At 66.5% G+C, this 15,785-nt stretch carries 6 protein-coding genes; all 6 read left to right on the top strand.

Annotated elements, in window-relative coordinates; genetic code table 11:
- Positions 1-214: 214 nt before the first annotated feature.
- Positions 215-4,666 carry a glycosyltransferase family 39 protein gene (locus tag H5T60_03740; protein ID MBC7241543.1) on the top strand — a complete coding sequence of 1,484 codons (4,452 nt, stop codon included), beginning with the start codon at positions 215-217 and terminating at the stop codon, positions 4,664-4,666.
- Positions 4,667-4,768: 102 nt separating this feature from the next.
- Positions 4,769-7,105, top strand: a complete 2,337-nt coding sequence (locus H5T60_03735) for a hypothetical protein (protein MBC7241542.1) — start codon at positions 4,769-4,771, stop codon at positions 7,103-7,105.
- A gap of 4 nt (positions 7,106-7,109) precedes the next feature.
- On the top strand, positions 7,110-8,876 hold the full coding sequence (locus tag H5T60_03730; GenBank protein MBC7241541.1) for a glycosyltransferase family 39 protein: 1,767 nt from the start codon (positions 7,110-7,112) through the stop codon (positions 8,874-8,876).
- A 44-nt stretch (positions 8,877-8,920) separates the two neighbouring features.
- On the top strand, positions 8,921-11,950 hold the full coding sequence (locus H5T60_03725) for a TIGR03663 family protein (GenBank protein ID MBC7241540.1): 3,030 nt from the start codon (positions 8,921-8,923) through the stop codon (positions 11,948-11,950).
- 41 nt (positions 11,951-11,991) lie between these two features.
- Positions 11,992-15,651 carry a glycosyltransferase family 39 protein gene (locus tag H5T60_03720; GenBank protein MBC7241539.1) on the top strand — a complete coding sequence of 1,220 codons (3,660 nt, stop codon included), beginning with the start codon at positions 11,992-11,994 and terminating at the stop codon, positions 15,649-15,651.
- A partial coding sequence (locus H5T60_03715; GenBank protein MBC7241538.1) for a hypothetical protein occupies positions 15,648-15,785 on the top strand: 138 nt, incomplete at its 3' end. The genes H5T60_03720 and H5T60_03715, both read left to right, overlap by 4 nt.

Raw genomic sequence — 15,785 nt, 5'->3', positions numbered from 1 at the left:
CAGATTTGGCAAATTGTACCCGCTTATGCTTGGCGGAAGCAGGCCCGCGATGCCGGCAAACCCCGTGACGCTGAACTCCCGCCGGCCGACAGCCTCTCCACCCGAAACCGTTGAGAATCTGCTAACGCCTCCCCAGTCCCTCGGTTTGCCACGCCATAATCCCGATGCTATAATCGCGGCGATGTTGTCCACTTTGCGGAAAAGGAACAGCGCCGTGCAGGTGAACGGAGCGTCTTCATCCCATCAGCGCGATTGGATTCGCCTGACGCTGGTCATCCTTCTGCTCATCGGCGCCGGCCTGCGGCTGTACCGGCTCAACTGGGACGAGTTTCAGCACGCTCACCCGGACGAGCGCCACATCACCTGGGTGGCCACCAGCATCACCTGGCCGGCGGACAGCCGGGTGCTGTTCGACCCCCTGCGCACGACGCTCAACCCCTTCCGCTGGCCCCCCAGCTCCTCTTCAGAGGTCGGGGAAGCGCGCGCGTTCACCTACGGCCATTTCCCCCTGTACCTGATGGCGGCCGCGGCCCAGGGGCTGTCCCACATCTCGCCGCCGGCGGACGGCGGCACGTGGGCCGATTACGACCATATCCAGCTTGTGGGCCGCGCCATCTCCGCCCTGTTCGACACGCTGACCATCCTGCTGGTCTTCCTGCTGGCGAAGGAGCTGTTCGGGAAAAAGGCCGGCCTGCTGGCGGCGGCCTTCCAGACCTTCACCGTCCAGCACATTCAGCTCTCCCATTTCGCCGCCTTCGACGCCATCATGGCCACCTTCGTGGTGATGGCAGTCTGGCTGGCGGTGCGGGGCGTGCATACCGGCAAGGCGCGTCATTTTCTCCTCGCCGGCGCGGCCGCCGGCCTGGCCATCGGCTCCCTGGTGCGCTCGGCGCCGGTGCTCATGCCCGTCGCGCTGGCGCCGCTGGTGCGTCTGGAAATGGAGCGCCGGCAGGGCAGGATGGATGCGCGCCGCATCTGGGCGCTGGTGGGATGGGCCGCCGGCACAGTGCTCATCGCCCTGCTGGTCTTCGCCGTCACCAACCCCTTCGCCATCCTCGATTACCAGAGTTTCCTGAAGAATATCGGCGAACAGGGGCGCATGGTGCGCGGCGCGGTGGACTGGCCGTTCACGCGGCAGTACCGCGGCACGATCCCCTATCTGTATCAGATCGAACAACACGTCCGCTGGGCCATGGGATGGCCGCTGGGCATCGCGGCCTTCGCCGGCCTGGCCTGGGCAGTCTGGCGGGCAGTGCGGGGGCGGGCCGCCGCCGGCGAGTACATTATGCTGGCCTGGGTGGTACCCTATTTTCTCATCAACGGCGCCTTCATGGTCAAGTTCATGCGCTACATGGTCATCCTGACCCCCTTCCTGGGCCTGCTGGGAGCGGCGCTGTTGACGACCCTGGCGGAGCGGCTGGCCGGCACGCGCTGGGGCCGGCTGGGGCCGGCGCTCATCGCCGTCGCGCTGGCCTGGACGGCGGTCTATGCCCTGGCGTTCTCCACCATTTACACCCGTCCGCACACCTGGATACAGGCCTCGCGCTGGATATACGAGAACGTCCCCGACGGCTCGGTCATCGCGGTGGAGCACTGGGACGACGAACTGCCCAAGCCCCTGCGGGAACCGGGCATGAACAGCGGCGCGCACGGCTATCAGCACATCACCCTGCCGCTCTATGAGGAGGACACGCCGGCGAAGTACGAGATCATCAAGACCGCCCTCCAGCAGGCGGATTACATCATCCTGGCCAGCAACCGGCTCTACGGCTCCATCCCGCGCCTGCCCAAGCGCTATCCCATGACCATCGCCTATTACGACCTGCTCTTCCGCGGCGAGCTGGGGTTCGAGCTGGTCAAAGCATTTACGTCGTACCCGCGCCTGGGACCGCTGGTCTGGGTGGATGACCATGCCGATGAGAGCTTCACGGTCTATGACCATCCCAAGCCGCTGATCTTCAAAAAGGTGCGGACGCTCTCCGACGAGGAGATATGGGAGAAGCTGGGCGGGAAATGGGAGGGGGCCATCCCCGGCTGGGTGGGGGATAAGGGGCCGGCCGGCAAGCGGCCGGCCGCGCGCAAATCCCTCCTGCTCGACCGACCGGTGGGCGAACTGCCGGTGGTGGACGACTTCCGCTGGAACGCGCTGGCCAGCCGGCATGCCGGCATCGCTGTCCTGGTGTGGTGGGCGGCGGTTGTCCTGCTGGGCCTCATCGCCGCGCCGCTGGCTTTCGTGGTGTTCGACCGCCTGCCGGATAGGGGCTGGGCCTTTAGCAAGCCCCTGGCCCTGCTGTGCATCGGATACGCCAACTGGCTGGGGGCCAGCCTGCGCCTGACGCAGAACCGAACTCCCATCATCGCGCTCTTTGCGCTGGGGCTGGCCGGCCTGTCGGCTTCCATCGCCTGGCGCCGGCGGGAACCCCTCCTGGCCCATCTGCGCCGGCGGTGGCGCCTCCTGCTGACCATCGAGGGGCTGTTCGCCTTCGCCTACGGCGCATTCGTGCTGATCCGGCTCCTCAATCCGGACCTGTGGCAGCCCTGGACAGGCGGCGAGAAGCCCATGGAATTCGCCTTCCTGAACGCTGTGCTGAAATCGGCCTGGTTCCCGCCGTACGACCCCTATTTCGCCCACGGTTATATCAATTACTATTACTACGGCCTGTATCTGGTGTCCCTGCTCATCAAGCTGACGGGCATCGCGCCGGCCGTGGCGTTCAACCTGGCCGTGCCGACCCTCTTCGCCATGACGGTCTGCGGCGCCTTTGGGGTGGGGTATGCCCTGGCCGCCGGCCTGCGGCGCGCCCGGGGCGACTGGCGCCGGGGCATCGCCGGCGGCCTCCTTTCCGCGGCGCTGGTGGCCGTGATGGGCAACCTGGCCGCCTTCGCCCAGCTTCAGCGCGCCGTCGGCGGTCTGGGCGGCAGTACCTTTACCAGCAATATCCCCGGCCTCCAGCCGTTGGTGCGGCTCATCCCGGGATTGGTGCAGTTGGCGCGCGGGGCGCGCCTGCCGCCATTCGATTACTGGGCGCCCAGCCGGGTCATCACGAATACCATCAACGAGTTTCCCTTCTGGAGCTTCCTGTTCGCGGACCTGCACCCGCACATGATCGCCATCGCGTTCGCGCTGACGGCCATGGCCGGCGTTCTGAACATGCTGTGCCGGCCGGCGGTGCCCGGGGAGCTGGCCGGCCGGCGCGCGGTTGCCGTGCTTGCCCCCTATCTGCCCGGCTGGGGCGAGCTGGCCTCCTGGCTGGCCCTGCCCCTGCTCATCGGCGCGCTGGGCGCCATCAACACCTGGGACCTGCCGACGTACATCGGCCTGGCGGTGCTGGCATATCTTCTGCGGGTCGGGCGGGACGCGCACTGGCGGCTGGCGCTGGCAAAGACAGCGGTCTTCGCCGGCGGACTGGCCGTGCTGTGCTATGTGCTGTACCTCCCCTTCTATCGGCATTATGCCGCCATGAGTGTCGGCATCGGGTTGACCAGGGGGCGGACCGACGGCTGGCAGTGGCTGACCATCTGGGGGTGCTTCCTCTTCCTGGCGCTGAGCTATTACCTGGTGGAACTACGCCGGCGCGGTGAACGGGTGCCGATCCTGCGTTGGGTGCGCATGATCATGGAGCACTGGACCGTTCTGCCGCGGCTGGAAGCCCTGGGCCGCCGGCTGGTGCGCGAGGCCAGCCCGCTCTATCACACCGAGCGCCTGGCGCTGGGCATCGGCCTGCTGACGGCCGTCGCGCTGGCACTGCTGAAGTACTGGCCCGGTGCGCTGGCAGTCCTGGTGCTGATCGGCGGGGGCCTGTTGTTCCGCCGCCGGCGGGCCGGCCCGCAGGAGGACTTCGTCAATCTGCTGGTCTTCGTCGGCTTCCTCATCCTGCTGGGGGTGGAAGTGTTCTTCCTGCGGGATTTCCTGCAGGGAGGCGACCACTACCGCATGAACACCCTTTTCAAGTTTTACATCCAGGCATGGGTGCTCCTGGGTGTAGCGCTGGGAGCCGCCCTGCCGTCCATATGGGAACAGGTGGGACAGCGCTGGTCGCCGGCGTGGGCCGGCATCTGGCAGGCCGGCCTGGTGCTCCTGCTGGCGGCCTCGTTCCTATTTGTGCCCCTGGCCGTGCCCCAGCGCGTGACAGACCGCTTCCCCAACGCGACCCCGCCCATCGGCACCCTGGATGGAATGGCGTTCATGACCGTGGGGAAGTTCTTCTGGCCTGACCCGTCCTACGAAATTGACCTGCGCTATGATTACGAGGCCCTGCGGTGGCTGATGGAGCACGTGCGGGGCACGCCGGTGGTGGCGGAGGCCGGCATCGGGTATTATCGGGAGGGCGGCCTGCGCGTGGCGACGTATACCGGCCTGCCCACGCTGGTGGGCATGCATCAGAACGAACAGCGCTACGGCGAAATGGTCGGCGAGCGCGAGGGCCTGACGCGCCGGCTCTTCGACTCGCCCGATATCGCGCAGGCCCAGGCGGTGATTGACCGGCTGGACATCGCGCTGATTTACATCGGCCAACTCGAGCGAGCGCCGGGGGTATACTCGCCGGCCGGCATCGCCAAGTTCGAGGAAATGGCCCGCCTGGGCATCCTGCAGGAGGTGTACCGCAACCCGCACACCGTGATTTACGCCGTGCCCGGCCGCACCATCCCCGGATTGTGGGATTGAGGCCGTAACGCCTGGGGGCTTTTGCGTCTATTGGGGTGAGATGGATATTTTTCATGAGATTTTAAGCTTTGCCGGCTATATTGGCTGACTGCAGGAGGTGACATGGGAGCCGTACTGGCCTGGTGGTTGGCGGTCCAGCTCGTCGGACTGCTGGCCCTTCCCCTGACATTCCATGTGTTCAAGGGTCTGCCGGAGCGCGGTTATGCCTTCGCGCGTCCCCTGGGACTGATGCTGGCCGGCTACGTTTTCTGGCTGTTGGGCAGTCTGGGATTCTTGCGCAACAGCCTGGGGGGCGTGCTCTTCGCCCTGGCGGTGCTGGCTGTCGTCTCGGTGTATGTCGGCCGGCGTGAGCTGGGCCTGGCCCCACTGGAAGCGGGGCAGGAGACGCTGTGGGCCTTCCTGCGCCGGCAAAAGAAGCTGGTCCTGCTGGTCGAGGGGCTTTTCCTGGCCGGCCTGGCCGGCTGGGCGCTCTACCGCGCCTACAGCCCGGACATCGCCACCGCCGGCGGCGAGAAGTTCATGGAATATGCCTTTATCAACGCCATCTTGCGCAGTCCCCGGCTTCCGCCGGCGGACCCCTGGCTCTCCGGCTTTGCCATCAGCTATTATTACTTCGGCTATCTCATCCTCTCCATGCTCATCCGGCTCTCCGGTCTGCCGTCTAACATCGCCTTCAACCTGGGGCTTGCGCTCCTGTTCGCGCTGACGATCACCGGCGCCTTCAGCCTGGCGTACAATTTGGTGGCGCTGGCACAACGGCGCGCCGGCCGGGAATCGTTCGGGCAGGCCGCCGGCTACGGCCTGCTCGGAAGCCTCCTGCTGGCCATCATGGGCAATCTGGAGGGCTTTTTCGAACTGCTCCACGCCTGGGGGGTGGGCGGCGCCGGCTTCTGGAAGTGGCTGGACATCCGCGACCTGGCGGCCCTGCCGCCAGGCGGCGCGGCTGTTCCCAGCCGCTACCTGTGGTGGTGGCGCGCCTCGCGCGTCCTGCAGGACTACGACCCCCTTGGGAACCCCATCGAGATCATTGATGAGTTCCCCTTCTTCAGCTTTATGCTGGGGGATATCCATCCACATGTGCTGGCCCTGCCCTTTGGTCTGATGCTCCTGGCCCTGGCGCTGAACCTGTTGGTCTCCGAGAAGGTGCACGAGGGCCTGCGCCGCTGGGGGCCGCTGACGCTCTTGTACGCCCTCTGCCTGGGCGGGATGGCCTTCATGAACACATGGGACTTCCCGGTGTACGGCGTGCTGATGGTGCTGGCCTTTGCCCTGCGCAGTTACGTACATCATCGGGCGCTGAACCGGGAGTGGCTTCAGGAGGTGCTCGGGACGGGCATCATGTTGGCGGCCGCCGGCGTTATCCTGTACATCCCCTTCTACCTCGGATTCCAGTCGCAGGCCGGCGGGCCGGCGTTCTCCCTGTGGGCCAAGACCCGCATCGCCCATTATCTGGTGATGTTCGGGCCCTTCGTCTTCATCGCCATCGCCTTTGTGCTGGCTGTCGGCGCCGGCCTGCCGGCGGCTTGGCGCACGGGCCGGCTGTCCCGCAGCGCGGTCTCCATCATCGGTGCGGTCGCCATCCTGTTAGCCGCGCTTTCCATCATCACCGGGCGCTGGCTGGCTCTCTGCCTGACCCTGCTCATGGCGGCGGCGGCGCTGGTGCTGTGGCGCCGGCTGGAGGAAGCCGGCGAGGAGACCGATTGGCCGACCATGTACGCCCTGCTGATCCTGCTGGTGGGCCTGGGGCTGACCTTCGTGGTGGAATATGTCTATCTGCGGGACACTTTCGGCACCCGCATGAATACCATCTTTAAGTTTTACTTCCAGGCCTGGAGCATGCTGGCCATCGCCGGCGCCTACGGTGTCTATTACGTGCTGAACCGCACCCGCCGGCTGGCGTTCCAAAACGCCTTCCTGGTGGGGCTGATCGCGCTGGTGGCCGCCGGCATGGTCTATCCCGTGCTGGCGGCGCCGAACCGGGCGGAGGGCTTCCAGCGCAAGCCCACCCTGGACGGCATCGCCTATGCGGCGCAGTACTGGCCGGCCGATTACGCCGCGGTGCAGTGGCTGAACGCGCATGTGCGGGAGCCGGCGGTCATCCTGGAGGCACACGGCGGTTCCTATACTCCGTACGGCCGCATCTCCGCCATGACCGGTATCCCCACCCTGCTGGGTTGGGGTGGGCACGAACTGCAGTGGCGCGGTAGCTACGACGAGCCGGGCCGGCGCGAGCCGGATATCGAGGCCATCTACCGCGGTATGGACCGCGAGCAGGTCAACGCCCTGCTGGAGAAGTACGACATCACGTATGTGTATGTGGGGCAGTTGGAGCGCGAGAAATTCCAACTCAGCCAGCCCATGATCGACAAGTTCGGCCTGTTCATGGACCTGGTCTATGACCAGGATGGGGTGCGAATTTACCAGCGTCGGGGGAAATGACCGCATGAGCGCACGAGCACGTGCACCGGAACGCGCTGAATCCATTCCCGCGGAATGGCAGAAGGCCTTCACTGTGGAGGTGGTGCTGTACCTGGCGATCGGCCTGGCGGCCCTGCTGGTGCGGCTGTGGCAGTTGGATGCCTGGCCGCTGTCGCCGGCGGAGGCCGTGCAGGCCTGGCGGGCGTGGCAGATCGCCCATGGGCAGTCGCCGGCGTTGATGCCGTACAGCCCTCTGCTGATGACCGCCAACATCGTCTGCTTCGCCCTGTTCCGCGCCAGCGACGCCACGGCGCGGTTGTGGCCGGCGCTCTTCGGCACCGCCCTGGCGCTCCTGCCGGCGCTCCTGCGCCGGCAGGTGGGCCGCTCCGCCGCGCTGATGACCAGTCTCCTGCTGGCGTTTTCCCCTTCTCTGCTCGCCGCCTCCCGCTCTCTGGACGGCCGCACGGCGGCCCTGTTCGCCGGCCTGCTGTTGCTGATTGCCCTCTGCCGGCTGAGCGAGGGCGGGGGCCGGCGGGAGATGCGCTGGGGGGCAGTCGCCCTGGCATTTGGCCTGCTCTCCTCCCCCATGTTCTACAGCGTGCTCCTGCTCCTCATCACTGGGGCAATCGTGCTGTGGGGGGCGCGCCGGCGGCTGGGTATGGAGGGATTCTGGGCCTCCGCCGGCCGGCGCTGGGAAGAACTGCGCGGCCAGCGCGCTCTGTGGCGAGAGGCCGGCCTGCTCTTTGTCGGTCTTTTCCTCCTGCTGGGCACCGCCTTTCTGCTCAATTTCGACGGGCTGGGCGCGGCGGCGGACCTTCTGCCGGCATGGGGGCGCGGCTTCGCCTGGGGGCCGCAGAGCTACGGCCCACTGGTGGTGCTGTGGTCCCTGGTCCTGTATGAGACCGCCGGTCTGCTGTTCGGCATCGCCGGCCTGGTCATGGGCATCCGCCGGCGCGATGCCATTTCCTTGTTCGCCGGCTGGTGGCTGGTGGGAGGCCTGGTGTTATCCCTCGTCTCCGGAGGCTGGCGGCCGGCCGACCTGGCCCTGCTGGCGGTGCCGGCGGCCCTGCTGGCCGGCAAAGCCCTGGGCGAGCTGGCGGAATGGACAGCGCGCGAGGCGCTCAAAGAGGCGGAATGGCTGATCCTGCTGGTAGGGGCCGTGCTGGGCGTATTCGGTTATCTGGGATTTGCCCATTATGCCCGCACCGGCCAACTGCTCTCCCTCCTGCTGGCGGTCGTCGCCTGTCCGCTCATCCTGCTGGTGGTGACGGGCGTCGTCCTGGTATGGGGAGAGCGCCGGCGCGCCCTGCGGGGGCTGGCACTGCTGGCCGCCGGCGGGAGCATCCTCCTGCTGGTGCACAACGCCTGGTTCTCCTCCCTGCTGGCAGACGTCTCGCGCCATGACCTGCTGACCGCGGCGCGGGCGGAGGCCGGCGTGCGCGATATGGTCGAGCTGGCCCAGCGCTACGGCAGTCAGGTGCGGGGTGACCCGTACTCGGCCCCTATCCTGCTGGTGGGGGACGAGGTGGAATGGTTGCGGTGGGCTTTGCGCGATTTCCGGCGGGTGGAATATGTGCGGCGGTTCGGGAGCGCCGGCGACTTCCCCATCGTCATTACGCCGGGGAACCTTCAGCCGCCGCTGGGGGAGAGCTTCGTGGGACAGGATATGGCCGTGTACAGTGACTGGCGGCCGGCCGGCATGGAGGGATGGACGCTGGCGCGTTGGCTGGTTTCCCGCGTGCCGCCGGCGTCCCCGCCCCAAGAGACCATCATCTTCTGGGCCCAGCGCTGAGGCCCTGGCGTTCTCACCATACATGACTGCGAGGGGATGACACCATGCGCGATACCATGACCCGAACGATGCACTGGCTGGAGCGGCCCATCCTGGGTGCGACCCGCTGGGACATCGAGAAGACGCTCTATCTGCTGTTGATCCTGCTGGCGCTGGCCACACGCCTGTGGGGATTGGGCTGGCGCGCCATGAGCCATGACGAGAGCCTGCACGCCGTCTATTCCTACAAGCTGTACAACGGCGAGGGCTATCAGCATGACCCGATGATGCACGGGCCGTTCCTGTTCCATGCCAACGCCCTGGTCTATTTCCTCTTCGGGGACAATGATTTCACCGCCCGGTTGGTGCCGGCGCTCTTCGGGGTGGTGCTGGTGGCACTGCCCTGGTTCATGCGGCGCTGGCTGGGACGCATCGGCGCGCTGGCGGCATCGTTCATGTTCCTGATCTCCCCGTCCATCACCTATTATGCCCGCTATATCCGCAACGACATTTACATCCTGGTCTATAACGTCATCTTCATCGCCCTGATGTTCGCCTATCTGGAGCGCCGGCAGGCCAAATACTTGTACGGCATGGCGGCCGCGATGGCCTTCATGTTCTGCACCAAAGAGGTAGCCTACATCTTCGTGCTCATCGTCGGCCTCTTCCTGGCGGTGGTGACCCTGATCGAGATCCTGCAGGCGCGGCGCTTCCCGCCCGATTCGGCGCTGTTCGATGTGACGATGCTGGTAGGCACGCTGGCACTGCCCATGGCCTCGGCTTTTGTGGTGAAAATCCTGGGCTTTAACCCGCTCGACTATTCGGCCCAGGGCATCCTGCGCTCGGGCATCGTGTTCCTGGTCATTCAGGGCCTTGCCGCGGCGCTGGGCATCTGGTGGAGGAAGCGCGAGTGGCCCATCGCCGCCGGCATCTTCTACGCCATCTTCACCCTGCTGTACACCACCTTCTTCACCAACGGCAAGGGCTTCGCCACCGGCATCATGGGCTCCCTGGGCTACTGGCTGGAACAGCAGGGCGTCCAGCGCGGCGCCCAGCCCTGGTACTACTACGGCGTGGTGCTCCCCATTTATGAGTTCCTGCCCCTCCTGCTGGGGCTGGCGGCCATCGTGGTCTATATCGTTTTCCTGCCGCGGCCGGATGTGGAAGCCGGCGCCGATGCGCAGGTGGTGCGGGCGCGCGGGCTGTTCATGCCTTTCGCCATATATTGGGCGCTGGCAACCATCTTCGCCTACAGCTATGCCGGCGAGAAAATGCCCTGGCTGATGGTGCACCTGGCCCTGCCGCTCATTATCCTGGCCGGCTGGCTGGTGGAGCGCGTCTTCCGCTCCGCAGACCTGCGCAAGCTGTGGTCTGAGGGGGGGCCGATCCTCGCCCTCTCCTCCGTCCTGCTGGTCTTCGCCGCCGCGAAACTGCTGAGCCTGCGGCCGTTCCAGGGCCGCGACATCGCCCATCTGAGCGAGACGCTGGGATGGCTGGCGGCGCTGGTGGTGGGCGCCGGCCTGGTGGCCCTTGTGGTCTGGTACTTCCAGCGCATGGGGGCGCGCGCCGGCCTGCAAACGCTGTTCGCCGCCCTGTTCATCCTGCTCTCCCTCTTCACCATCCGCGCCATGTGGATGGCCAACTATATCAACTATGATTACGCCACCGAGCACCTGGTCTATGCCCATGCCACGCCCGACATCAAGATCGTGGTGGGCGATCTGGAGAAGCTGTCGCGCCGGCTCTACGGCGACATGTCCATCCGCTTTTCATATGACGACGATTCGACCTGGCCGCTGGAATGGTACTTCCGCAAGTTCCCCAACGCGGTATATTACGGTGACCAGCCGCACAAGGATGTGATGGACCTGCCGGTGGTCATCGCCGGCAGTAAGAATTGGGACAAGGTCAAGCCTTTCCTGGGCAACCGCTACTACCGCTTCACCTATAAGCTCATCTGGTGGCCCCTGGAGGATTACAAGGAGTGGCCGCGGCAGAACCTGCTGGCCCAACTGGCCAAACCCGAGGTGCGGAAGAGGCTATGGAACGCCTGGTTCTACCGCAAGTTCGATTACGACCCGGCGGAATGGCCCCTGCGGCATGAGTTCGCCGTCTTCGTGCGGCGCGATATCGCCGACCAGGTGTGGGACTTCGGCGCCAAGCCGCCCGAGGTGGTGGAGATGCCGGCCGACATTTACCTGGAAGGAATGCGGGAAGTCTACAGCGTGGCCATTATCGGCGCCGGCCCGGGCGCCGGCGAGGGCCAGTTCACCAACCCGCGCAATGTGGCGGTGGGGCCGGACGGCTCCATCTACGTGCTCGATACCGACAACCATCGCGTGCAGGTCTTTGACGCCAATGGGCAGTTCGTGCGCATGTGGGGGAGCCAGGGCGCGGAGCTTGGCCAGTTCCAGGAGCCGTGGGGCATCGCCGTGGGGAAGGACGGCATGGTCTATGTGGCGGATACCTGGAACCACCGCATCGAGAAGTTCACCTCCGCCGGCGAGCCAGTCAAGAGCTGGGGCTTCTTCGGGACGACCGACGGGACCCTGGGGACGCCGGCGGTCTTCTGGGGGCCGCGCGCCATCGCCATTGATCCCGAGGGCAACCTGTACATCACCGACACTGGCAACAAGCGCGTGCAGAAGTTCTCCCCCGACGGCGAGTTCCTGGGCCAGTGGGGCGGCTTCGGGGCAGACCCTGGCCTGTTCAACGAACCGGTGGGCATCGCCATTGACCGCCAGGGGAATATCTATGTGGCGGATACCTGGAACCGCCGCGTGCAGAAGTTTGACCCCCAGTTCCAGTTCCTGAAAGCCTGGGATATCTACAGTTGGGAAGGGGAATCGGTGCTGAACAAGCCGTACCTGACGGTAGGCCCCGATGACCTGCTGTACATCAGCGACCCGGAGGGCTACCGCATCCTGGTGTACGACCTGGAGGGCAAGTTCATCGCCAGCTTCGGCACCTTCGGGGCGGACGCCAAGTCGTTCAACCTGCCCACCGGCCTGGCGTCCGACCCGAACGGCTTTATCTACGTGGCGGACGCCGGCAACCACCGGGTGATGAAGTTCCCGGTCCTGCCGCGCCAGTAGGATGTGAAGGAGAAGCGCCGCTGACCCACGAGCATGGAGGGATGTCCGCAAGGCCATTGGCGGCTGTGGTGGAGTGGATAGATTGGGTCATCGCCGCCGGCGCGCTGGCATTGGCCGGCTGGGGCCAGCACCTCTTCGCCGCCGGCCAGATGGCGCGCGCCGTCTTGCTCATGAGCGCGGCTATGATCCTCTTCGCCTGGGCGGTGCGGCGCCTGCCGGCCGCAGAGCCGGCGACAGCGCCGCTGACAGCGGTCCCGCCGGCGCGGCGCCTGGCCGGCCTGGCCCTGCTGGGCCTTTCCATCTTTTGCATCATCCTGGCGTTATGGCGTTTCGGCACCAATGCCCCGGACAACGCCGGCTGGGCGCTCTACCTGGCCAGCATGGCCCTGTTCCTGCTGGCCTTCCTGGTCATGGAAGGCCCCCCGAACCGCGAGAGCGTGCGGCGCTGGGCCGGCCGGGCGCGGGCGATGCGCGGGGAGCTGTTTCTGCTCTTTGTCCTGGTGACGGCCGGCGGGGTCCTGCGCTTTTACGGCGTGGATGCCCTCCCGTATGGGGTGTGGTTCGACGAGTCGGATAACGCCGTGTGGGCCAGGGAAATCCTGACCCGCCCGGACTTCCGCCCGCTGTATGTGGCGTCCACCAATCTGCCGGCCCACTTCCTGTACCTGATCGCGCTGTCCTTCCGGCTCTTCGGCGTGAACGCCGGCGCCCTGCGGATGGTCACCGCATTCTTCGGCACGGCCACCATCCTGGGGATGTGGCTGTTGGGGCGGGAGATCGGTGGGCGATGGGTGGGGTTACTGGCCGCCGGCATGGTGGCGGTCTCGCACTGGTGCATCAACTTCAGCCGGCTGGGCATGCACGGCATCACTACGCCCTTCTTCGCCGTGCTGGCGGCCTACTGGCTGTTGAAGGGCCTGCGCACTGGCTCGCGCCGGCGCCTGGCCGCCGGCGGGCTGATGCTGGGGCTGGGCCTGTGCTTCTACGCGCCGTTTCGCCTCTTCCCCTTCGTCATCGTCCTCTTCCTGGCGGCCAAAGCTCTGCTGGAGCGGGGATTCCTGCGGCGCGGCTGGCAGGGTGTCATGATATATATCCTGGCCAGCCTGATTGCCTTCGCCCCCATCGGCCAGTACGCCTGGGTGCACCGCGACGAGTTCTTCGCCCGCACGAAGCAAACCTCCCTCTTCACGGGCAAGACGCGCGAACAGGCGATCGAGGCCCTGCAGTCGAACATCCGCAAGCATCTCCTGATGTTCAACTATCAGGGGGACCGCAACGGCCGGCATAACCTGCCCGGCGAGCCGATGCTGGACGCCGTCACCGGCGCCCTGCTCACGCTGGGCGCGGCCTACGTGCTGGCCCGCCTGCACCGCCCGCGCCAACTGCTCATCGCCGGCTGGTTCGGCATTATGCTGTGCGGCGGCATTCTCTCGCTGGACTTTGAGGCGCCGCAGTCACTGCGCTCTATCGGTACAATCCCGGCCGTCTTCCTGATGACGGCGCTGGCGGTGCCGGCGGCCGCCGATGTGCTCCTCAGGCCTCTGCGGCAGATGAACCGGCCGGCGCTGGAGCGGGCGGCCGGCGCCCTGCTGACCGTGGGGGTCGTCGCCGGCCTGGCCTACAGCGCCTACCTGAACTTCGACATCTATTTCGTGCGCCAACCGCGCCACCCGGATGTCTTCCACAGCTATAACGCTCGCGAGGCCTTCACCGCCCGCATGGTGGCGGCCCATCAGGACGAGTATATCTTCTATTCCATTTACGTCGGCCATCCCACGGTGCGCTTCCTGGCCCCGGACGCGCCCTATCACCGCTCCTTCCAACCGCTGGATGACCTGCCGGTGCGCGGCCTGGTGGACCGCGATGTGCTGTACGTGATGGAGCCGGAGTTCTGTCCTCCGCCGGAGCTGTTTGCGGTCTGGTATCCCAATGGACAGATACGCTGGTACAACGACCCCTCCGGCGCCCCCATGTTGTTCGTCTACCAGGTATCGAAGGACGAGGTCAACGCCATGCAGGGCGTCTGGCTGAAGCTGTACGGGACGGATGGCGCGCTCATCAAAGAGGAGCGGGCTGACACGCTGGCGGGCAGATGGGATGATTGGGCCGGCATCGGGCCGGCGCGCGGCGAGTGGAGCGGGCAGGTCTTCATCCCCTATTCCGGCGTGTACACCTTTGTGCTCCGTTCGACCGGCACAGCCTCGCTGGTGCTGGACGACCAGCCCATCCAACTGCCCGACGGCGGGGAGGTCAGCGAGGAGCGCCTGCTGGTCAAGGGCTGGCACCCGATACGCCTGGTGGCCGACGCGGCGGCCGGCGGCGAGGTGCGCGTCGACTGGGCGCCGCCGAACGGCCAGCCCCAGCCCATCCCGCGCGAGGCGCTCAATATCCTGCCGGGCCTGCAGAACGGCTTGTACGGCTATTACTATCAGGGGTTGGAGTGGTCCGGGGTGCCGGTGTTCGGGCGGGTGGATTGGCAGGTAAACTTCCGCTGGCATATCCAGCCGCTCCCTGCGCCCTTCAGCGTGGAATGGTTCGGCGGGCTGAAGATTGACCAGGCCGGCACGTACCTCATCGCCATTGATTCCAACTCCGACGCCCTGGTGGAGCTGAACGACGAGATCATCCTGGACAGCATGCAGGCGCCGCACGGCTACCACGGGGTGAACGTGTACCTGGAGCCGGGGGTGTATCCCATCCATGTGCGCTACCGCGAGCCGGGCGGATATACCATGATGCGCCTGCAGTGGCACCCGCCGGGCGGACAGTTCGAGGCCATCCCGGCCCAGCACCTGGTGCCGAAGATGCCGGAGGGCGCCCTGCCGGCCTTCACCATGACGGAGCAGGCCCCCGCGCCGGCGGTGGAAACGCCGCCGGCCGTCGCCATGGAGGATGTGGAGGAAGTATCGGCGAAACTGCTGGCGGCCTGGCCGGCCGCCCGCTGGCTCCAGGAGCCGCGCTACATCGCCGTCGGACCACAGGGGGACGTCTTTATCTCGGACGCCGGCAAAAAAGCGGTGGCGGTCTTCGATGCCGGCGGCCGCTTCCGCGCCTGGTGGGGCGAGGGGCTCCTGCAGGACCCCGCGGATCTGGCGCCGGCGCCGGACGGCGGCCTGTACGTGATGGACGCCGGCCGCTCTCGGCTGGTGCGCTTCGACGCGAACGGGAAACCCGCTGGGGAATTGGGCGAAACGGCCGGCTTGTACGGCTCGCGCGGGCTGGCCTGGACGCCGGCCGGCGAGCTGGCCATCGCCGACACCGGCTCCAATCGCATCGTGATCCTGTCGACTTCCGGCGAGCTGGTGCGCAGTTTCGGCATGCAGGGGGCCGGCATCGGCCAGTTGGATCAGCCGGCGGACCTGGCGGTAGCTCCCGACGGGAGCATTTTTGTGGCCGATACCCTGCTGAACAAACGCCTGCAGGTCTTTAGCGGCGAGGGTACGGTCCTGCGCCAGTGGGCGGTGCCCTGGGCCAGCGATTTCCTGGCGCCGGCGATGGCCATCGCGCCGTATGGCCGGCTCTATATGGCGGACCCGGACCGCGGCCGGGTCTGGGAGTATGCGCTGGACGGCTCCATGGTGGTGTGGTGGGCCGGCGGGGATATGCGCCGCCCGGTGGGGCTGGCGGTGGATGCGGCCGGCCGCATTTATGTGCTGGATGGGGAAACGAGGACCATCTACATATTTGAGCGGATAGAATGAACACAGCGGAAACCAGGCTCACCCTGCGTCATGTGGTGCTGTGGCTGGCGGCGCTGATCCTGGCGCTGATGGGTCAGCGCCAGTTTGAGACGGGGGGGATCATCCGCGATGCGCTCCTGCTGTACGGCGCGGCC

It is taken from the genome of Anaerolineae bacterium (assembly GCA_014360855.1).
Taxonomy (GTDB): domain Bacteria; phylum Chloroflexota; class Anaerolineae; order JACIWP01; family JACIWP01; genus JACIWP01.
This window is presented reverse-complemented; position numbering and strand designations above follow the sequence as displayed.

What these genes read in the sequence shown, in the direction of transcription:
- H5T60_03735 (MBC7241542.1), top strand. Translation starts at nt 4,769, where the DNA reads ATGGGAGCCGTACTGGCCTGGTGGTTGGCGGTCCAGCTCGTCGGACTG.
- H5T60_03725 (MBC7241540.1), top strand. Translation starts at nt 8,921, where the DNA reads ATGCGCGATACCATGACCCGAACGATGCACTGGCTGGAGCGGCCCATC.
- H5T60_03730 (MBC7241541.1), top strand. Translation starts at nt 7,110, where the DNA reads ATGAGCGCACGAGCACGTGCACCGGAACGCGCTGAATCCATTCCCGCG.
- H5T60_03720 (MBC7241539.1), top strand. Translation starts at nt 11,992, where the DNA reads ATGTCCGCAAGGCCATTGGCGGCTGTGGTGGAGTGGATAGATTGGGTC.